Genomic DNA, 19,596 nt, shown 5'->3' with positions numbered 1-19,596 from the left:
GGCACCATGAGCGGAGAGGCCGTCCATCCCGGCGCGTCAGGGACCGGAGGAGCGGGCCGACGCGCCGGCCCGCTCTGCCCGCGCGCGCCGCCACAGGACCGCCCCGACGACGAGGAGCGCCACGCCCGCGAGGTTCCACGCGACGTCGTACGGCAGGAGGTCCTCGACGTAGCGGACCTGGTGGACCCGCAGCACCTTGTGATCGACGAGCCCGTCGAACAGCTGGAACCCGCCGGCGCCGACGAAGAACCCGGCTCGGGCGTGGCCACGGCCGTAGGCGCCACGGCGGAGAAGGTCGGCAAGGAGGAAGAACCCGCCGATGAGCGCGAGCAGGCTCGCCGCGTGGAGGAGCCCGTCCGAGACGACCCCCACGGCCGGCGTCGAGAGGTCGTAGAACCGGTGCCACCGGAGGAGCTGGTGGAATACGACCTCGTCCACGGCCGCCATCACGCCGGCCCCCACGAGCGCGGCGGCCCACAGCGACCGCCGCGGCTCGATCATGGGGTGGGGCTCGGTGCGCATCGCGTGCTGCTCGTGCGGGACGGGCGCCTCGGGGCTCGCCGTCCCAGGTCGGGGCTCCGCCGCGCATTCCACCGCGCGGCTCCATCGGCAAGACCGGGAACGTGCCCCAGTCGTCGAAGCTCCCACCTCCGCGCGTCCGCCCTCCCCGCCTGCGGGACCGGCCCACCCGCGCCGGAGCCGGACGGCGGCGAGCCCTCGACCGATCCGGCTCTATCCCCCCTCGCCCACGGTCGGCTCGGGCACCGGCGCCTCGCGCGCCTGGACGGCCTGGTGGAACCGGCCCTGCGTGATCAAGATCAGCACGACGCCCGCGATGATGGCCACGTCGGCGATGTTGCCGATGGGGAACAGCGCGACCGTCCGCCCGAACAGCGGCCCCTGGTACACGTCGAGGTGGAGGAAGTCCACGACGCACCCGTAGAACAGCCGCGACGAGCCGGGCGGCGACGGCAGGCACTCACCGAAGGCCATCCCGTAGAACACCCGGTCGATCACGTTGCCGAGCGCGCCGCCCAGCACCAGCGCCAGGGCCAGCCGGTACCCGAACGGGGCCCACTCGACGCGCCGGAGGTAGACGAAGATCAGGACCGTCGCCGCGATCGAGAACAGGGTCAGGAACAGCTTGCTCCCGACCGTCAGCCCGAACGCCATCCCGGGGTTCTCGGTGAACGTGAACCGGAACAGCCGCCCGACGACCGGGATCGACTCGCCGAGGACCATGTTGTACTTGACCACGAGCTTCGTGATCTGGTCGGCGACGACGAGGAAGAACGTGACCCAGAGGACGCGCATCGGGGGGTACGGGGTACTTGGTACGGGGTGTCGGTACAGGCCACCCGGTACCCTGTACCCGGTACCCTGTACCCATCTTCAGAGGCGGCGGACGCCGACGGTCAGCGCCTCGCCGGTGATCTCGACCTCGCGGACCAAGTCGCCCGTCGGGGTGTCGGACAGGGCGAGCGACTCGGCCAGCGTCTCGGCGCGGACGGGGTCGGCGAACGACGGCGCCAGCGCCCCGTTCGCGGCGACGAACGGGAGCAGGCCGGCGGGCACGTCGAGCTCGACGGCGATCCGGTCGGCCACCTCGAAGCCGGCCTCCTTGCGGAGCGCCTGGATCCGGTTGACGACCTCCCGAGTCACGCCCTCGGCGCGGAGCGCGTCGTCGAGCGTCGTGTCGAGGGCGACCGTCACGACCCGGGTCTCGCCGGCCGCGTCGAGCGCGGTCTCCTGGCGGACGACCCGGCCGGCGACGCCCTCCGACACGACGTCGAGGTCGTCCCGTTCCAGCGTCACCGGCCCGCTCGGCAGGTCGAGCACGTAGCTCCCCTCGGCCTCGTAGCGGCGGATGGCGTCGGTGTCGAGCGCGCGGATGGCCGCATTCGCCTCCTTCATCCGGGGCCCGAGCTTCCGGCCGAGCGCCTTGAAGTTGGGCGTGGCCCGCTTCGAGACCACGCCCGAGTCGGCCGAGGCCGTCTCCAACGCCTTGACGTTGACCTCGTCCAGGATCACGTTCTCGACCGAGCGCAGCACGGCTTGGTCCACGCCGCCGGCGCCGGTCACGACCAAGAGCGACCGGAGCGGCTGGCGGACGTTGATGCCGGCCTCGTTCCGCAGCGCGAGCGTGGCCGTGGTCACGGCGCGGGCCAGCGCCATCCGCCCCTCCAGCTCGGCGTCGTGCCGGCCGGCCTCGGGCTCGGGATAGGTCTGGAGGTGGACCGAGGCGTCGTGCCCGAGCAGCCCGTACAGCCACTCGCCCACGAACGGCGAGATGGGCGCCATCAGCCGCGAGACGGCCTCCAGGCACTCCCACAGCGTGTCGTAGGCGGCCTGCTTGTCGGTACGGGGTACGGGGTACGAGGTACGGTCCAGGTCGTCCGGGCCCTGTACCTCGTACCCCGTACCCCGTACCTCTTTCCAGAACCGCCGGCGCGAGCGCCGCAGCCACCAGTTCGACAAGTCGTCGGCGAACGCCTCGACGGCCCGAGCGGCGCGCGTCGGGTGGTAGGCGTCGAGCGCGTCGACGGCCTCGGCCACCGTCGACTGGAGGCGAGAGAGAACCCAGCGGTCGAGCTCGGTCCGGTCCGCCAGCGTGACGGCCGCGTCGTCGTCGCGGGCATAGCCGTCCAAGCTGGCGTAGGTCGCGAAGAACCGGTAGGTGTTGACGAGGGTGCCGAAGAACTTCCGCGTCGTCTCCTCGACCGCCGCGTCGGAGTAGCGGAGGTCCTCCCAGGGCGGCGACGCCGACATCATCGTCCAGCGGATCGGGTCGGCGCCGTGCCTCGCGATGGCCCCGAACGGCTCGACGGCATTGCCCTTGGACTTCGACATCTTCTCGCCGTTGGCGTCCAGGACGAGCCCGTTCACGACGACGTTTCGGTACGCCACCCGGTCGTCGACGAGGGTCGCGATCGCGTGCAGCGTGTAGAACCAGCCGCGCGTCTGGTCCACGCCCTCCGCGATAAAGTCGGCCGGGACGTTGGCCTGGAACCGCTCGGCGTTCTCGAACGGGTAGTGCCACTGGGCGAACGGCATCGCGCCCGAGTCGAACCAGACGTCGAGGAGGTCGGGGACGCGGCGCATCGTCCCACCCTGGCCGTCGGGCCAGGTGATGGCGTCGACGTAGGGCCGGTGGAGGTCGAGGCCGTCGCCGCCCAGCAACGGGTTGAGCGCCTCGCGGGGGAACGTACCGCCGGCCCGCTCGCGGAGCTCCTCGACCGAGCCGATGACCTCGACCTGCTCGGGATCGCGGTCGGACACCCAGATCGGGAGCGGCGTGCCCCAGTAGCGCATCCGGCTGATGGCCCAGTCCACGTTGCCGTCGAGCCACGCCCCGAACCGGCCGGTCCCGATGCCCTCGGGCTGCCAGTTGATCGTCTTGTTCAGCTCGACCAGCCGGTCCTTGACCTCGGTCGTGCGGACGAACCAGCTCTCGACCGGGTACTGCATCAGCGGCGTCCCCTTCCGCCAGTCGTGCGGGTAGTTGTGGACGTAGCTGTCCTCGCGGTACAGCAGCCCGCGCGCGGCCAAGTCCCGGATGATGACGCGGTCGGCGTCCTTGAACCACATCCCGCCGATGACCTCGGCGTCGTCCTCGAACCGGCCCTCGGCCGTGACCGGGTTGATCGTCGGGAGCCCGTAGCGCTGCCCCGTCGCGAAGTCGTCCATGCCGAACGCCGGCGCCGTGTGGACGATGCCGGTCCCGTCCTCCGTCGTGACGTAGTCGGCCAGGACGACGCGCCACGCGCCGTGGCCCGCGTTCTCGTCGTCGTCGCGCCACATCGGCTCGTAGCGGGCGTCGACGAGGTCGGCCCCGGTCAGCTCCTGGACGACCTCGTAATCCCCCTTCAAGATGGACGCGACCTGGCTCTTGGCGACGATCAGGAACTCCTCCTCGGTCGAGCCGTCGGGCTGCTCGACCACCTGCCGCGCTTTGACGTAGTGGATGCCCGGGCCGACGGCCATCGCCACGTTCGACGGCACCGTCCACGGCGTCGTGGTCCAGGCCAGGAGCGACGTCCGCGGCTCCTCGACGAGGCGGGCGCGGACGACGATCGACACGTCCTGGACCTCCTTATAGCCCAGCGACACCTCGTGCGACGAGAGCACGGTCCCATTCGCCGGGCTGTACCACTGGATCTTGTGGCCCTTCGACAAGAGGCCCTTGTCCCAGATCCGCCGGAGCAGGTTCCAGACCGACTCGATGTAGTCCGTCTCGAACGTGACGTAGGGGTGCTCCAGGTCGACCCAGTAGCCCATCCGGACCGTCAGGTCGTCCCACAAGTCTTTGTAGCGGAGGACGGACGCGCGACAGGCCGCGTTGTACTCGGCGACGCCGTACTCCTCGACGGCGTGGCGGCCCTCCAGCCCGAGCTCCTTCTCGACCTCGATCTCGACCGGGAGCCCGTGCGTGTCCCACCCCGCCTTCCGGTCGACGCGGAAGCCCCGCATCGTCTTGTAGCGGCAGAACAGGTCCTTGATGGTCCGGGCCATCACGTGGTGGATGCCCGGCTTGCCGTTGGCCGTCGGGGGCCCCTCGTAGAACACGAAGTGGGGGGTGCCCTCCCGGACCGCGAGCGACTGGCGGAACGTGTCCTCGGCGTCCCACTTCGCGAGGACGGCCTCTTCGACGGCGACGGGGTCGAAGCGGTCGACCTCGGGGTAGGGCATGACGGCGGGCGGATTCGGGAGCCGTGAAGCTACCGTCCGCCCCCACCGGCCCACGTGAAGCCGGGGGCGATTCGGGGGCGGCGCTACCCGAGCGTCACGCCGCGATACAGGTCGTCGACGGCGACCGTCACGCCGAGCGAGGGGAGCTCGACCCGCCCATCCTCCACCGGCGACGGCAGCGCCCACGTCCCGTCGGACTTGGTGGCCACCTCGACGAACCGACGCTCGGAGTCGACCCAGACGATCTCGCGGAGGGAAGCCACCTCGCGGTAGAGAGCGAACGTCTCGCCCCGGTCGTAGGTCGCCGTGCTCTCCGACAGCACCTCGACCACGACGGACGGATTCAGGAGCACCCGCCGCTTCGACCCCTCGCGGAACGCCGGCTCGCCGAGGACGACGCTCGTGTCTGGGTAGACGTAACGGAGCTCATGAATCTGGACCCGCATTCCGTCCGGGAGGACGGCTCCCGCATCTCCGAGCGCGAGGCGCAACGTGCCCACCACGTTCGAGACGATCAGGAAGTGCTCGTAGGTGCCTCCGGGCGTGGGGTAGACCTCGCCTCGGGAATACTCGTGGCGCTCCTCCTGACGCTCCTCCCAATCAAAATACTCCTCCGGCGTGAACGTGATGGTGCGGGCGGCGGCGACGGGCATGGGACCGGAGAGGGATCGGGTCCAACATAAACGGTCCGCCCGTCGTCCGGCTCCCGGCCTCAGCCGCCCGCGGCGTCGCGGGGCAGCGTCACCCGGGCCGCGGCGCCGCCGAGGTCACTCGGTCCCAGCTCGATCCGCCCGCCGTGGCCGACGGCGATGGCCCGGGCCAGGGAGAGCCCCAGCCCGACGCGCCGGCCCGACGCCCACCCCGACGTGAACGGCTCGAACGCCGTCGCCAGCGTCGCCGGGTCGATGCCCGGGCCGTCGTCGGCGACGGTCAGCACGGCCTCGCCGTCGTCGGCCTCGACCGTGACGGCCACGCGGCCACCACCCTGGCGGGCCGCCAGCACGGCATTGCCGATGAGGTTCGAGAGCATCCGGGTCAGCGCCGACCCGACGCCGACCACCTCGACCCCGGGGGCGACGTCGACCGAGACCTCGACGTCGCCGGGCACGGCCTGGGCGACGGCCGCGCGGACGACGTCGCCCAAGGCGACCGGGCGGAGCACGCCGTCGACGCCGCGGGCGTGCTCGTACATCGACCGGACGACGGCGTCGGCGCGGCGGCCCTGGCGGGCGGCCCCGTCGGCGGCTTGGCGGAGCGCGTCGAGGTGGGCCGCCGCCTCGCCCGTCAGGTCGGCCGCCTCGGCGAGCGCGTGGGCCTCGGCCGCCGCCGCCTCCGCGAACCCGACCGCCAGCCCGAGCGGGTTCCGGAGCTCGTGGGCCACGCCCGCCAACAGCCGCCCCAACCCGGCCAGCTTCTCCTGCTCGACGATCTGGGCCTGCATCTGGCGGACGTGCCGGAGCGTCTGCCGGAGCGCCTCGTTGGTCTCGCGGAGCGCCCGGTCGCGGCGGGCCCGCTCGACGGCGTAGCGCAGCGTCCGGCGGAGCACCTCGGGCGTCAGCTCGGCCTTGACGAGGTAGTCCGAAGCGCCGGCGCGGACCGCGTCGAGGGCCACCTCCAAGTCGCCCAGCGACGTCAGCGCGACGACCGGGACGCCCCCGGCCGCGGCCACCACGCGCGCGACGGTCTCCCAGTACTGGGAGTCCGGGAGCTGCTGGTCGGCCAGGACCGCGTGGAACGGGTCGCCCTGGGCGCCCTCCAGCGCCGTCGTCGCCGCCTCGACCATCGTGACGTGGTCGAGCCGGACCGCGGGGTCCCGGACGTCGGCGAGGTAGGCCTCGACCAGGGCCGCGTGGTCCGGGTCGTCCTCGATCAGGAGCACCCGCAACGGGTCGGGCGTCTCGTCGACCACCTCCACGACGAGGCCCTCGACGCCCTCGGGGTCGGACGGGCCGTCCTGGGCCGTGGGCGTCGGTCGGGGGTCGGGCGCGGGGGACGTCGGCATGCGGTTAGGGGAGGCGGTTCCAGCGGGCCCAGTAGTCGCCGAGCTCGTGGATCATAGCCTCGAACTTGGCGAAGTCGACGGGCTTGACGAGGTAGCTGTTGGCGTGCGTCCGGTAGGCCCGGACCCGGTCGGACTCGGCGTCGCTCGTGGTCAGGACCACGACCGGGATCTCGCGCAGGCCCTCGTCGTCCTTGACCGTCGCCAGCACGTCGAGGCCGCCGACGCGGGGCAGGTTGAGGTCCAGCAGGATGAGGTCGGGGCGGGGCTCGTCCGCGTGGCCGCCGCGACGGTACAGGAGGTCCAGGGCCTCGGCGCCATCGCGGGCGCGGACCGTCTGGTGGCGCGCGTCGTGGCTCTCGAGCGCGACGACGGTGAGCTCGGCGTGGTCGTCGTCGTCCTCGACCAGCAGGATGCGGAGGGGGCGGATGGGGGTGTCGGAAGCCATCGGGGGGGTGGGTGTGCAAACTAGGGGCCAGAAGTCGCGGCGAGGTCGGCCGGGGTCGAGTGGACGGCGTGGGGCGGGACCTCGAGGACGAACCGGGCGCCCTCCCGGCCGGGCGGCCCGCCGGCGCCCTCGACCCGGGCCTCGCCGCCCATCACCTCCATCACGCGGGCCACGACGGCGAGCCCGACGCCGGTCCCCTCGCCCTCGGTGTCGAGCCGTTGGAACAGGTCGAACACCCGGTCGCGGTAGGCCTCGGGCACGCCGGGCCCGTCGTCCTCGACGACCAGGCGGAGGCCGCCGCTCGGCGCCGGCTCGGACCGGACGACGACGCGCGAGCCGCCGCCGCCGAGCCCGTAGCGGACGGCGTTCGCGAGCAGGTTCTCGAGCGCCTCCTCGACTCGCTGGCGGTCGGCCAGCAGCACGCCGAGCGGCCCGCGGACCTCGACGGCCCCGCCCGCCTTCTCGGCCCGGACGGCCATCTCGTCGGCCAGGCGGCCGGCGACCGCGTCGAGGTCGACCGGGGCGGGGTCGCCGGACGTCCGGCCCGACCGGCTCAGGACGAGCAGGTCCTCGATGAGCCGGCCCATCCGGTCGGCGGCGCCCAGGACGCGGGCGAGGGCCTGCTCGGCTTTCTCGGCCCGGCCGGCGGCGAGGTGGCCCTGGAGGAGGCCGAGGAACCCGGTGATGGTGACGAGCGGCGACTTGAGGTCGTGCGAGACGGTGTAAGCGAACCGCTCCATCTCGGCGTTCTTCTGGCGGAGCGCCTCCTCCTGCTGGCGCCGCTCGGTCACGTCGAAGTTGAACCCGTAGAGCCGCCCGCCGCCCCGGCCGTCGGGGACCATCCGCCCCCGGGCGGCGAGCCAGCGGACCCGGCCGTTGGGCAGGAAGATCCGGAACTCGGCGTCGTACCGGCCGCCCCTCTCGACCGCCTCGGCGAGCGCCTCCCGGAGGCCGGGGAGGTCGTCCGGGTGGACGATCTCGAAGAACGTCTCGGCCGAGGGCATCCCCTCGGGCCCGACGCCCCAGAGCCGCCCGGCGATGTCGTCGTGGACGAGCACGTCGCGGGCGGTGTCCCACTCCCACGACCCGATCCCGCCGCCTTCGAGCGCGAGTTGGAGCCGGGCCTCGCTCTGGCGCAGCGCGAGCTCGGCCCGCTTCTGGTCGTCGATGTCGGTGCACGTCCCGAACCAGCGCAGGATCTGGCCGTCGGGCGCGCGGAGCGGGTCGGCCCGGCCGATAAACCAGCGGTAGGCGCCGTCGTCCGCCCGGCGGAACCGGTACTCGACCTCGTAGGGCTCGCCGGTCGCCAGCGAGTGGGCCCACCGCGCCGCCGCCGCGTCGAGGTCGTCGGGGTGGACGTAGTCGGCCCAGCGGAAGCCCTGGGCGCCGCCCCGGTTCTCGCCGCCGGGCTCGTCGGGCCGGGGCATCCCGGTGTAGGCGTACCACCGCTCGTTGAAGTAGTCGTGGTAGCCGTCGGGCGTCGTGGTCCAGACGAGCTGGGGGAGCGACTCGGTAAGCTGGCGGAGCTGGCGCTCGCTCTCGCGGAGCGCGGCCTCGGTCCGCCGGGCCTCGCTGACGTCGGTAAAGTAGACCGTGATGCCGCCGTCGAAGGGGAACGCGCGGACGGAGAAGTGCCGGCCGAGCGGGTCGTACGGCGCGTCGAACTGGACGGCCTCCCGGGTCTCGACAGCCCGGTGATACGCCTGCCAGAACGGGCCGCCGACGGCCTCCGGGAACTCGTCCCACACGCTCTTCCCGAGCAGGTCCGCCCGTTCGCGGTCCAGCAGGGCGACGGCCTGGTCGTTGACGTAGGTGAACCGCCACTCGGCGTCGAGCGCGAAGAAGGCGTCGGAGATCGACGCCAGCACGTCGGCCGCGTCGATCGCGGGGCCGGCCTCGGACCCGGGCGGGCGGGCGCCCTCGGCGGACGGCGGGGGGACGGGGGGCACAGGCAGAGAGGGGCGGTCGCGGAGGGCAGGGCCGTACGACCCTGGCCCGCTCCCGTTTCCGGCCGGGCGACCCCGAGGTTTCACGAGCGCGCGCTCTCGCCGCCGAGTAGATCCTTCGCTGACGCTCAAAAACTGTGTGGGGAACGCCTTGGCGCTGCTCGCGAGGTCCCCTCTCCCCCCGGGAGAGGCCCGGTGAGGGGCTCGCGGCGTCTCGGCCGGCCTCCCGCTCCGTCCTGACCGCCCCCCTCACCCTAGCCCTCTCCCCCCGAGGGGTGGAGAGGGGACGGTCCCCGCTCGCTAGACAGCTCCCAAGCGAACGCGAAGGATCTCGCCTCGGACATGGAGACCGGCCCTGCCGCCTCGGACAGGGAGGCCGCCGTCTGTCGCCGGGTAGTGCAATCGGACCGGGTGTGGGCGGAGCCGGCCCTCTACCTTCTCAAGACCTCCACACGTCGCCATGTCGCCGACCTTGCCGGGACCCGCCCCGCTCCGCATCGCGCTCGTCTCGCCGCGCGGGCCGCTGTACCGCCACCGCGGCGGCGCGTGGCGGCGGCAGATGCGCTACGCCCCGCTCACGCTGACGACGCTCGCTGCCCTCGTCCCCGACGACGTGCCGGCCGAGGTCGCGCTCTGGGACGAGGGCCTGGGCGATGTCCCCGACGACCTCGACGCCGACCTCGTCGGCATCAGCGCCATCACCGGGACGGCCCCGCGCTCGTACGAGATCGCCGGCCGGCTCCGCGCGCGCGGGGTGCCGGTCGTGCTCGGCGGCGTCCACCCGACGCTGGTCCCCGACGAGGCCCAGCGCCACGCCGACGCGGTCGTGACGGGCTACGCCGAGGACACGTGGCCCCACGTCGTCCGCGACGCGGCGGCCGGGCGGTTGCGCGAGCGCTACGCCCAGGCGCCGGGCCTGAGCCTGGCGAACCGGCCCCACGCTCGACGCGACCTGCTGCCACGCGGGCGTGTGGCCCAGTCGTTCACGCTCGAAGCCACGCGCGGCTGCCAGCACCGCTGCGACTTCTGCGTCGTCCCGACGGCGTGGGGCGGCCCGATGCAGCGGCCCGTCGGCGAGGTCGTGGACGATGTCCGCCGGCACGGGGCGCGCAAGCTGCTGTTCCTCGACCTCAACTTGATCGGCGACGTGGGCTATGCGAAGGCGCTGTTCCAAGCGCTCGTCCCGCTCGGCGTGACGTGGGGCGGGCTCGCCACGACCCGGATCGCCGACGACCCGGACCTGCTCGACCTGGCGGCCCGGAGCGGCTGCCGCGCCCTCCTGATCGGGTTCGAGTCGCTCTCGCCAGACACCTTGGCCGAGAGCCACAAGCGGTTCAACGCCATCGGCGAGACGCCGGAGCGCGCGTACCGCCGCGTGATCGGCGCGCTCCACGACCGGGGCATCGCCGTCATGGGCTGCTTCGTGTTCGGGTTCGACACCGACGGCCCCGACGTGTTCGACCGGACGGCCGCCTTCGTCCACGACGCCGACGTCGACCTCCCCCGGTTCGCCGTCCTGACGCCGTTCCCCGGGACCCCGCTCTACCGCACGCTGAGCGCCGAGGGCCGGATCTTGACCGACGACTGGGGCCTGTACGACGGCCAGCACGTCGTCTTCGAGCCCGCCCGGATGTCGGCCGACGCGCTCCTGCGCGGGACCGAGCGGGCGTGGCTCCGGACGTACCGCTGGACCTCGATCCTCAAGCGCCTCGCGGGCTCGCGGACGCAGACGGCGCTGGCGCTCGCGACGAACGTGGGCTACCGCTACTACGCGCGGCGGCTCCACGAGTACTACACGTGCGACTGGCGGCTGGGGCTGTTTGGGGAACGGGCAGACGTCGGCCGCGCCGCCGCAGCCGCCTGAGCCATGCAGGTCCTCCCGACCCCTCCGCCCGTCGACCGAGGCCGCGCCTTCGCCGAGGCAGGCGTGGCGACGGCCTCGTGGCTGCCGGTCGCCCGGAGCCGGGCGATCCGCAGAGGCCGGGTCGTCGGCGTCGAGGCGCCCGGCGGCCGGGTCGCCCTGTGGCGAGACGGGGTGGGCGAGGTCCACGGCCTCGGCGCCCGGTGCCCCCACCTCGGCGCCGACCTCGGGCAAGGACGGGTCGAGGGCGACGCGCTCGTCTGCCCGTTCCACGGCTGGGCCTTCGGTGGCGACGGCACGTGCCTCGGCGCGCCCGGGTGGGACGAGCCGCCCGCCCGCCGCGCCCGTTCCGTTTCGGTTCAGGAGCGCTGGGGGCTGGTGTGGCTGGCGACCGGGCCGGACCCGGTCGCGCTCCCCGAGCTGCCGCCCGGCCGCTGGCGGATCGTCCGACCGCCGGCGCAGACGATCCGCGCGCACCCGCACCTCGTCATCGGGAACGGGCTCGACGTGGCCCACTTCGACACGCTCCACGGGCTCGATCCGCTGGCAGAGCCGGTCCTCACCGTCGAGCCGCCGCGTGTGTCGGTCGAGATCCGGGGCCGCGCGCGGAGCCGAGCGCTCCGCCGACTGCTCGGCGGCGACGTCGCCGTCCGGTTCACGACGCACGGCGGCCACGTCGCCACGGCCGACGTTTTCTCGCCGGTCCGCTTCCGGGCCCTGTTCACCGCGACGCCCGTCGCCGAGGGGAGCCGGACCCAGGTCGTGCTGTTCCTCCCTCGCGGGCCGCGCTCGACCGTGCGGGCGGCGGTCGGCCTCTACGCGCTCCTCCACGACGACGCGCGCGTGCTCGAAGGGCTCCGCTTCCGCCGCGCGTTCACTCCGGCCGACGGCCCCCTCGCGGCGTTCGCAGAGGTCGTGGACGGGTTGCCGAGAGGCCGAGCATGATGAGACTCCTCACGCTCCGCCCGCGACCGCTCCCCCCGTCCAAGCGCCCATCGCTGCGCTCAGGGGCGCCTGGGCTGTCCCCCTCGCGAGCGAGGGGGACAGCTTCCCGACCTGGGAGCGAAGCGACCGGAAGGGGAGCGGGGGGAGCGATCTGCGCGATCACGGTCCGCCGAGGCTAGCCATGCGCGTCGCCTTCCTCCGCCCCAGCCTCGACGGCCGTCGCGCTCACGACGCGATGGAGCCGCTGGCGTTCGCCGCTCTCGCCGCCGTGTCGCCCGACGGAACCCGGCACTCGCTGCACGACGAGCGGCTGGCGCCGATCCCGCCGGGCCTCCGGCCCGACCTCGCCGCGATCACCGTCGAGACCTACACGGCCCGGCGCGCCTACCAGATCGCCGACGGCCTCCGCGCTCGGGGCGTCCCGGTCGTGATGGGCGGCTACCACCCGACGTTCTTGCCCGACGAGGCCGCCCGGCACGCCGACGCCGTCGTGATCGGCGACGGCGAACCCGTCTGGGCAGACGTGGTCCGCGACGCCGCGGCGGGCCGCTTGCGCCCGCGCTACCAGGCCGACGGGTTCCCCGACCTCGCCGACCTCCGCTTCGACCGCTCGATCTTCCGCGAGATGCGGTACCAGAATGTTCTGCCGGTCCAGGTCGGGCGCGGGTGCCGGTTCGCGTGCGACTTCTGCTCGATCCACGCCTTCTACGGCCGCTCGCTCCGCCAGCGCCCTCCCCAAGCCGTCGCCGACGAGATCCGCCGGTCCGGCGCCCGCCACGTGCTGCTCGTCGACGACAACCTGTTGGTGGACCGCGAGCAGGCGGCGGCGCTCTTCGAGGCCCTCGTTCCGCTCGGCATCACGTGGGGCTGCCAGGTCACCCTCGACGTGACGCACGACGCCGAGCTGTTGGACCTGATGGCGCGGAGCGGCTGCATCGCCGCGCTCGTCGGCTTCGAGTCGCTCGACGACGGCAACTTGGGCCAGATGCGCAAGCGGTTCAACACGGTCGGCGGGCCGTATTCGGAAGCCATCGCCCGTTTCCATGCGCGCGGCATCATGGTCTACGGCTCGTTCGTGTTCGGCTACGACCACGACGGCCCCGACTGCTTCGAGCGGACGGCCCGGTTCGCCCTCGACCACCGGCTGTTCCTGGTCAACTTCAGCGCGCTCCAGCCGACACCGGCCACGCGACTTTACGACCGCCTCGCCGCCGAGGGCCGCCTGCTCCACGACGCCTGGTGGACCGACCCGGCCTACCGCTACGGCGACGCCGCCTTCCGCCCCGCGAACTTGACGCCCGACGCGCTGACGGCCGGCTGCCGCCGCGCCCGCCGCCTCTTCTTCCGCCCTCAGTCCATCTTGCGCCGCGCGTGGAACCGGCCGCACCGCCGGTCGCCCGCCCGGCTCGCGGTCTACCTCGGCGCGAACGTGATGGCGCGGCGGGCGCTGAAGGACAAGCTGGGCAAGCCGCTCGGAGAGGTTCAGGGTTCAAAGGTTCAGGGTTCGCGAGAACTCACACCTTGCGAACCCTGAACCCCGAACTCTGAACCCATTCCCCCCATGCGCCTCACCCTCGTTCACCCCTGCATCGGCCGGCGGCCCGGCGAGCCGTACATCAAGGCGTGGCAGATGGAGCCGCTGCCGCCCGCGACACTTGCCGGGCTGACGCCGCCCGGCTGGGACGTCCGCTTCCACGACGACCGGATGGAGCCGATCCCGTTCGACGAGCCGACCGACCTGGTGGCGATCTCGGTCGAGACGTACACGGCGCGGCGGGCGTACCAGATCGCGAGCGAGTACCGGCGGCGCGGCGTGCCCGTCGTGATGGGCGGGTTCCACGCGACGCTCGTCCCCGAGGAGGTCTCGCGGTTCTGCGAGGCGCTCGTGGTCGGCGAGGCGGAGGGCGTGTGGCCCACGGTGCTGGCGGACGCAGCGGCTGGGCGGCTGAAGCGGGTGTACCGGGGCGAGGGGCGGCCCGGGCTGAGCGGGCTCCGGCCCGACCGGTCCATCTTCGCCGGCAAGACGTATTTGCCCATCGGGCTGGTCGAGGCTGGGCGCGGGTGCCACTTCAAGTGCGAGTTCTGCGCCGTGACGTCCTACTTCGGGGCGACGCAGACGCGGCGGCCGGTCGACGACGTGATCCGCGAGGTCCGCGAGGTGACCGAGGCCGGGCGCAAGCTCCTGTTCTTCGTGGACGACAACATCACGTCGAACATGGACCAGGCGAAGGAGCTGTTCCGCGCGCTGAAGCACGAGAAGGTCCGCTGGGTGAGCCAGGCCAGCATCAACGCGGCGCACGACCCGGAGTACCTCACGTTGCTCGGCGAGAGCGGGTGCCAGGGCGTGCTCATCGGGTTCGAAACGCTCAACGAGGCCAACCTCGTCCAGATGCGCAAGCGGTTCAACACGATGCGCGGGGGCTACGCGAAGGCCCTCGAAAACCTGCGGCGCCACGGGGTCCGCTTGTACGCCACGTTCGTCGTCGGCTACGACCAGGACACGGAGGCGAGCGTGGACCAAGCGCTCCGGTTCGCGCTCGACCACAAGTTCTACATCGCCGCCTTTAACCACCTCACGCCGTTCCCCGGCACGGCGCTCTACGACCGGCTGGAGGCTGAGGGCCGGTTGCGCTACGACGCCTGGTGGCTGGACCCGGCCTACCGCTACAACGAGGTCCCGTTCTGGCCGGCCCGGATGACGCCCGAGCAGGTCCGCGCGTCGTGCGTCCAGGCGCGGGCCCGGTTCTACCGCTGGCGGAGCATCGCGCGGCGGAGCCTCGACCGGGTCAACGCCGGCAACGCCTTTATGTGGTCGGCCTTCTGGACCATCAACAGCATGTTGCGGGCGGAGGTGGACCAGCGCGACGGCTACCCGCTCGGCGACTTGGGCTGGACGGGCGAGCTGATCGAGGCGAGCCACGCCGAGCCGTTCTCGCTGGCGACGAGTCCTCGCGGCGCCCTGGAGGCGTGGGCGGCATGACGGATCGCGCTCCCTCAGCGGCCGGCGGGCACCCCCCGTCCGCCCGCGTATCGCTTCGCTCCGAGCAGCAAAAGCTGTCCCCCTTGGCAAGGGGGACAGTCCGGGCGTCCGTGAGCGAAGCGATGGGCGGGCGGACGGGGGGTCCCGGCCTCGTCGACCTCGCCAGCCCGGCCGACGACCCCGCGCTCCGAGCCCTCCTCCGCGAGGTGCCGGTCCCCGGCGCGGTCCGCCTGAGCTACGAGCGCGAGCCGTGGTTCTTCGACGCCGACGCCGCGCTTGGCGACCGCGTGGTGACGCTGGCGGGCCGGCTCGCGCCCGGGGCCGAGCCCGTCGCCGTCGTCTCGCGCGCCAGCCGCGTGGTGTTCGTCGGCGGCGAGCCGACGCGCGTGGGCTACGTCGGGGGCCTGCGGGCGCGGCCGGACCGGCCGGTGCGGACGCTCGTCGGCCAGGGGTGGACCCAGCTCCGGGCGCTCCACGACGCCGACCCGGTCGCGCTCACCACGCTCGCGGTGACGGCCGAGAACGACCGGATCCGCCGGCTTCTGTCGCTCGCCCGCGGCGACGCACCGGCCCTCACGCCCGTCGCCGACGTGGTGACGCTGGCATTCTTCGTCCACCGCCGCCACCGGCCGCCAGCGCCGACGCCGGCCGGTGTCGCGGACGCCGTCCGCCAGTCGCTCGGCCCGCGCCGCGACCTCTTCCCGGCCGACCCGCTCGCGCTCCCCGGCCTCTCCCCCACCGACGACATCGCCGTCGACGGCGCCGCGCTGTCGCTGTGGGACGCCTCGTCCGTCCGTCAGTCGGTCGTGCGCGGGTACCAAGGCGCGCTCGGACGTCTCCGTCCCCTCGTGAACGGGGCACTGCGGGTGCTCGGCGCGGCGCCGCTGCCAGACACGGGCGAGCCGCTTCGGGCGGCGTTCGCGGTGCGGCCCGTATGGCGAGATCCGCAAGCGCTCGACGCGCTCGTCGGCGCGGCGCTGGGGACGGCGCGAGCGCGGGGACTGGCGTTCGTCCTGCTCGGCTTGGACGCGAGGGACCCGGCGCTGCCCCTCCTCCGACGCCGGCTCCACGTGGCGTACCGGAGCACGCTGGTCGCCGCGCGGTGGCCCGGGGACGACCCGCCTGCCCTTTCTTCCCCCATCCATGTCCAGATCGCCAGCTACTAGCGGCCGAGCCACGTCGGCCCCCTCACCCTGTTCCTCTCCCCCAGGGAGAGGGGACTCCGTAGGGAAGGCCGACGCCTCGCGGAGCCCCGACGCTCCGTCCAGCACGGGCGAGGTCCGCCCGGTCGCCAGCTTGACCGGCGCCGAGCGCGCCGCGATGCGGGCGCTGCTGGAGGACCAGTTCCGCGACGTCACGCCCTCCACGTTCGACGCCGACCTCGACGAGAAGGACGCGGCCGTCCTGCTGGCCGACGCCGACGGCCGGCTGGCAGGCTTCTCGACGCTGCTCCGGATCGAGACGGCGCACGCCGACGGCCGGCCGGTGACAGCGTTCTTCAGCGGCGACACGGTCGTTCGGCCCGACGCGCGCGGCGCGGCGCTGCTGCCGCGCCTGTGGAGCCAGCACGTCTTCGCGGAGGCGGCCCGCCACCGCGAGCGCGACACGGTCTGGTTCCTCCTGTCGTCGGGCTACCGGACGTACCGCTTCCTCCCGACGTTCTTCCGCACCTTCGCGCCAGCCCACGACGGCCGCGCTGGGGCCGCCGACCGCGCCCTGCTTGCGGCGCTCGCGAGCGCCCGCTACGGCGACCGCTACGAGCCGACGACCGGCGTCGTCCGCCTCGCCCACCCGACCCCGCTCCGCGACGGCGCTGACGACCTGGCCCGCCGCCTGGGCGACCCCCACGTGGCCTTCTTCGCCCGGGCCAACCCCGGCTGGGCGCGCGGCGACGAGCTCGCCTGCCTCACCCGCATCCACCCGGACAACCTCACCGAGGCGGGGCGCCGGATGGTCGGGCTCGCTCCGCTCGCGGGAATGGGGAATGGGGAAATGGGAACGGGCAGAGGCGAACGTTCGCCGAGCGTCGGACCTCTTTCGGCGCCGCCAGGTGACCTCTGAACCGCTCCCCGCCATGCTGACTCCAGAACCGCTGGCCACCCGGGACGCCCGCGCGGCCTTGACCGAGATCCTGGGCGACGCCCTGCCGCCGCTCCGCCAGCTCCGCATCGGACGGCGGTTGGAGGACCTCGCCGCGTTCGGGGGCCTGTGGGCCGTCGGGCTGGCGCTGGCGACTTGGAGCGGGTCGGCCGACGGGGCCGCGGTGTGGGCGCTGCGGACTGGCGCCGTCGTCGCGTCCGCGCTGGCGCTGAACGCATTCGTGCTGCTGCTCCACGAGGGGATGCACGGCGTCCTGTTCCGCTCGCGCAGGCTGAATCGCTGGGCGGCCGTCGCGCTCGGGGCGACGGTCGGCATGTCGTTCTCGGCGTACCGCGTGCTCCACACGTTGCACCACGACCACCTCGGGACCGACGACGACCCGGACGACTACGCGGCCTACACCGACCGGCCCGTCCTGTTCTGGGCGATGCAGGGGCTCCGGCTGACGGTCGGCGCGGCGATCTACTTGGTGGCCATTCCGGTCGTCGCGTCGCTGCGCGGGGAGCGGGCGGACCGGGTGCGGATCGCGCAGGAGTACGTCGTGCTGGCCGGGCTCTGGGCCGCCGCGCTCTGGCTCGCCCCGGCCGACGTGCTGGTGTGGGGCTGGCTCGCGCCGTTGCCGGTCGTGGCCCTGATGGTCCAGGTCCGCGGCCTCACCCAGCACGGGCTGACCGACCGCCACGACGCGCTGCTGTCGAGCCGGACGGTCCGCCCCCACCCGGTCGTGGCGTTCCTGCTGCTCAACGAGAACTACCACCTGGAGCACCACCTCTTCCCCGAAGTCCCGAGCTACCACCTGCCGGCGCTCCACCGCGCGGCCTGGGCGCACCTGCCGCGTGCGTGCGAGGACACGTCGTACCTCGGCTTCCTCGGCCGCTTCCTGCGGCAGTCGCTGGCGCTCGACGAGACGCCCGTCGGGGTCGTCCGCCGGGAGGCGTGAGGGCGCGGCTGGCGAACGCGGCGTGGGCGCTGGCCGCGCGGCCGGCGGCCACCGCGTTCCACCGCGCGCTCGCGGACCCGGAGCGGGCGCAGACCCGGCTCCTGCACTCGATCCTCCGAGCAAACGCGGATACCGTCGTCGGGCGAGCCCACGGGTTCGGGCAGATCCGGACGCTCCGCGAGTTTCAGGACGCCGTCCCGCTCGTCGGCTGGGACGAGGTCGCGCCGTTCGTCGAGCGGATCGCGGCCGGAGAACCGAACGTGCTGACGTCCGAGCCGGTCCGCTTGCTCGAACCGACGGGCGGGTCGTCGGGCGGGACAAAGCTCGTGCCTTACACCCGGACGCTTCAGAGGCAGATCCGCGCCGCCGTCGCCCCGTGGGTCGCCGACCTGTTCCGGCACGTCCCGGCCGCCGCGCACGGCCCGGCCTACTGGTCCGTCTCGCCGGCCGTCCCCCACGAGCGGACGGCCGGCGGCGTCCCGGTCGGGTTCGAGGACGACGGCGCCTACCTCTCCCCGCTCCACCGGACGCTGGCGCGGGCCACGCTCGCCGCTCCGAGTGCGCTCCGCCACGTCGCCGATCCCGAGGCGTTCCGCTACGCGACGCTCCGCTGGCTCGTCGCCCGCCGCGACCTCGCCCTCGTCTCGGTCTGGAACCCGACGTTCCTGGCGCTCCTGCTCTGCCCGCTCCGCGACTGGGCCGACCGGCTGGCCGATGACCTCGACCGAGGCACGCTCTCCGCCGACGTCCCGCCCGCCGTCCGCGCCGGTCTGGACCGCGACTCGGCTCGCGCTCGCGACCTGCGCCGGCTCGCGGCGGGCACCACGACCGACGCCGACCTGGTCGCTGGGCTGTGGCCCCGGCTCGCCCTCGTGAGCGCCTGGGCCGACGGCCACGCGGCGGGCCCGGCCGATGACCTCCGAGCGCTCGTGCCCCAGGCCGCGTTCCAGGCGAAGGGCTTGCTGGCGACGGAGGGCGTCGTCACAGTCCCGCTGTGGGGCCGCGACGGCGGGGCGCCGGCGCTCACGAGCCACGTCTTGGAGTTCGTCCCCGAGTCGGGCGGGCGGCCTGTGTTCGCGCACCACGTCGAGACGGGCGAGCGCTACGGCGTCGTCCTGACGACGGGCGGCGGGCTCTACCGCTACCGCCTCGGGGACACGGTCGAGGCGGTCGGCCGGGTGGCCGCGTCGCCGCTGCTCCGGTTCGTCGGGCGCGAGGGACCCGTGTCGGACCGCGTTGGCGAGAAGCTGCACGAGGGGCACGTCGCCCGGGCGCTGGCGGGCCTCGGTCTCGGCGGGTTCGCGCTCGTTGCCCCGGACGGCGACGCCCGTCCGTGCCGCTACGTCCTGTTCACCGACGGCACCGCCTCCGACGCGCGGCTGGCGCAAGCGGCCCGGCGGCTCGACGCGGCGCTGGTCGGCAACGTCCACTACGCGCTCGCGCGACGGCTCGGGCAGCTCGGACCCGTCGCCGCGTTCCGGATTCGGGACGGTGGGGCCACGGCGTTTTTGGAGGGGTGCGTCGCGCTCGGCCAGCGGTTGGGCGACGTCAAGTCGACCGCGCTCCACCGCGACGGCGGCTGGGCCGGCCGGTTCGACGGGGCGTTCGTGAGCGCGGAGTCCTGAACGGCAGACCATGCACGCCTTGCGGACACGGCACGCCGTGTCCCTACGGCACGGGTGGCCGGC

At 73.6% G+C, this 19,596-nt stretch carries 15 protein-coding genes; 8 read left to right on the top strand and 7 right to left on the bottom strand.

All coding sequences use genetic code 11. The features are described from left to right. Window positions 1-36: 36 nt before the first annotated feature. From ACOOHE_RS06460 to ACOOHE_RS06430, 7 genes are all read right to left on the bottom strand, one after another. On the bottom strand, window positions 37-522 hold the full coding sequence (locus ACOOHE_RS06460) for a DUF2243 domain-containing protein (protein ID WP_420456985.1): 486 nt from the start codon (window positions 520-522) through the stop codon (window positions 37-39). A gap of 210 nt (window positions 523-732) precedes the next feature. Further along, on the bottom strand, window positions 733-1,314 hold the full coding sequence (locus tag ACOOHE_RS06455; RefSeq protein WP_420456984.1) for a signal peptidase II: 582 nt from the start codon (window positions 1,312-1,314) through the stop codon (window positions 733-735). Between the two features lie 78 nt (window positions 1,315-1,392). Continuing rightward, window positions 1,393-4,689: an isoleucine--tRNA ligase gene (gene ileS, locus ACOOHE_RS06450; RefSeq protein WP_420456983.1), complete on the bottom strand. Its 3,297-nt coding sequence runs from the start codon at window positions 4,687-4,689 to the stop codon at window positions 1,393-1,395. Window positions 4,690-4,772: 83 nt separating this feature from the next. Continuing rightward, entirely contained in the window at window positions 4,773-5,342 is a 570-nt protein-coding gene (locus ACOOHE_RS06445) for a Uma2 family endonuclease (RefSeq protein ID WP_420456982.1), read from the bottom strand. 59 nt (window positions 5,343-5,401) lie between these two features. After that, window positions 5,402-6,691, bottom strand: coding sequence for a sensor histidine kinase (locus tag ACOOHE_RS06440; RefSeq protein ID WP_420456981.1), 1,290 nt, complete (start codon window positions 6,689-6,691; stop codon window positions 5,402-5,404). A gap of 4 nt (window positions 6,692-6,695) precedes the next feature. Continuing rightward, complete coding sequence (locus tag ACOOHE_RS06435; RefSeq protein ID WP_420456980.1) at window positions 6,696-7,136, bottom strand: response regulator; 441 nt, start codon at window positions 7,134-7,136, stop codon at window positions 6,696-6,698. Between the two features lie 20 nt (window positions 7,137-7,156). Then, window positions 7,157-9,085 (bottom strand): PAS domain-containing protein, encoded by a 1,929-nt coding sequence (locus tag ACOOHE_RS06430; protein WP_420456979.1) that lies wholly within the window; start codon window positions 9,083-9,085, stop codon window positions 7,157-7,159. 457 nt (window positions 9,086-9,542) lie between these two features. On the opposite strand from ACOOHE_RS06430, the gene ACOOHE_RS06425 reads away from it, so the two are divergent. The 8 genes from ACOOHE_RS06425 (at window position 9,543) to ACOOHE_RS06390 (ending at window position 19,533) form a co-directional block, all read left to right on the top strand. Then, complete coding sequence (locus tag ACOOHE_RS06425; protein ID WP_420456978.1) at window positions 9,543-10,946, top strand: B12-binding domain-containing radical SAM protein; 1,404 nt, start codon at window positions 9,543-9,545, stop codon at window positions 10,944-10,946. A gap of 3 nt (window positions 10,947-10,949) precedes the next feature. Beyond that, complete coding sequence (locus tag ACOOHE_RS06420) at window positions 10,950-11,888, top strand: Rieske 2Fe-2S domain-containing protein (RefSeq protein ID WP_420456977.1); 939 nt, start codon at window positions 10,950-10,952, stop codon at window positions 11,886-11,888. 181 nt (window positions 11,889-12,069) lie between these two features. Continuing rightward, entirely contained in the window at window positions 12,070-13,422 is a 1,353-nt protein-coding gene (locus ACOOHE_RS06415) for a B12-binding domain-containing radical SAM protein (protein WP_420456976.1), read from the top strand. A gap of 27 nt (window positions 13,423-13,449) precedes the next feature. Further along, window positions 13,450-14,868, top strand: a complete 1,419-nt coding sequence (locus ACOOHE_RS06410; protein WP_420456975.1) for a B12-binding domain-containing radical SAM protein — start codon at window positions 13,450-13,452, stop codon at window positions 14,866-14,868. A 110-nt stretch (window positions 14,869-14,978) separates the two neighbouring features. Then, complete coding sequence (locus ACOOHE_RS06405) at window positions 14,979-16,034, top strand: hypothetical protein (protein WP_420456974.1); 1,056 nt, start codon at window positions 14,979-14,981, stop codon at window positions 16,032-16,034. A 130-nt stretch (window positions 16,035-16,164) separates the two neighbouring features. Next, window positions 16,165-16,929, top strand: a complete 765-nt coding sequence (locus ACOOHE_RS06400) for a hypothetical protein (RefSeq protein ID WP_420456973.1) — start codon at window positions 16,165-16,167, stop codon at window positions 16,927-16,929. Between the two features lie 13 nt (window positions 16,930-16,942). After that, on the top strand, window positions 16,943-17,908 hold the full coding sequence (locus tag ACOOHE_RS06395) for a fatty acid desaturase family protein (RefSeq protein WP_420456972.1): 966 nt from the start codon (window positions 16,943-16,945) through the stop codon (window positions 17,906-17,908). Continuing rightward, window positions 17,905-19,533 (top strand): GH3 auxin-responsive promoter family protein, encoded by a 1,629-nt coding sequence (locus ACOOHE_RS06390; protein WP_420456971.1) that lies wholly within the window; start codon window positions 17,905-17,907, stop codon window positions 19,531-19,533. The genes ACOOHE_RS06395 and ACOOHE_RS06390 overlap by 4 nt, the downstream gene beginning before the upstream one ends. Window positions 19,534-19,596 lie beyond the last annotated feature (63 nt).

This window comes from Rubrivirga sp. (genome assembly GCF_965213695.1).
In the GTDB taxonomy this organism is placed as follows: Bacteria; Bacteroidota; Rhodothermia; order Rhodothermales; family Rubricoccaceae; genus Rubrivirga.
Note: the sequence above shows the minus strand (reverse complement) of the source record. Positions and strands in the feature narration are given on the sequence as shown.

Coding starts and splice junctions, on each gene's coding strand:
- ACOOHE_RS06395 (WP_420456972.1), top strand. CDS start 16,943: ATGCTGACTCCAGAACCGCTGGCCACCCGGGACGCCCGCGCGGCCTTG.
- ACOOHE_RS06425 (WP_420456978.1), top strand. CDS start 9,543: ATGTCGCCGACCTTGCCGGGACCCGCCCCGCTCCGCATCGCGCTCGTC.
- ACOOHE_RS06420 (WP_420456977.1), top strand. CDS start 10,950: ATGCAGGTCCTCCCGACCCCTCCGCCCGTCGACCGAGGCCGCGCCTTC.
- ACOOHE_RS06410 (WP_420456975.1), top strand. CDS start 13,450: ATGCGCCTCACCCTCGTTCACCCCTGCATCGGCCGGCGGCCCGGCGAG.
- ACOOHE_RS06435 (WP_420456980.1), bottom strand. CDS start 7,136: ATGGCTTCCGACACCCCCATCCGCCCCCTCCGCATCCTGCTGGTCGAG.
- ACOOHE_RS06460 (WP_420456985.1), bottom strand. CDS start 522: ATGCGCACCGAGCCCCACCCCATGATCGAGCCGCGGCGGTCGCTGTGG.
- ACOOHE_RS06455 (WP_420456984.1), bottom strand. CDS start 1,314: ATGCGCGTCCTCTGGGTCACGTTCTTCCTCGTCGTCGCCGACCAGATC.
- ACOOHE_RS06415 (WP_420456976.1), top strand. CDS start 12,070: ATGCGCGTCGCCTTCCTCCGCCCCAGCCTCGACGGCCGTCGCGCTCAC.
- ileS (WP_420456983.1), bottom strand. CDS start 4,689: ATGCCCTACCCCGAGGTCGACCGCTTCGACCCCGTCGCCGTCGAAGAG.
- ACOOHE_RS06440 (WP_420456981.1), bottom strand. CDS start 6,691: ATGCCGACGTCCCCCGCGCCCGACCCCCGACCGACGCCCACGGCCCAG.
- ACOOHE_RS06445 (WP_420456982.1), bottom strand. CDS start 5,342: ATGCCCGTCGCCGCCGCCCGCACCATCACGTTCACGCCGGAGGAGTAT.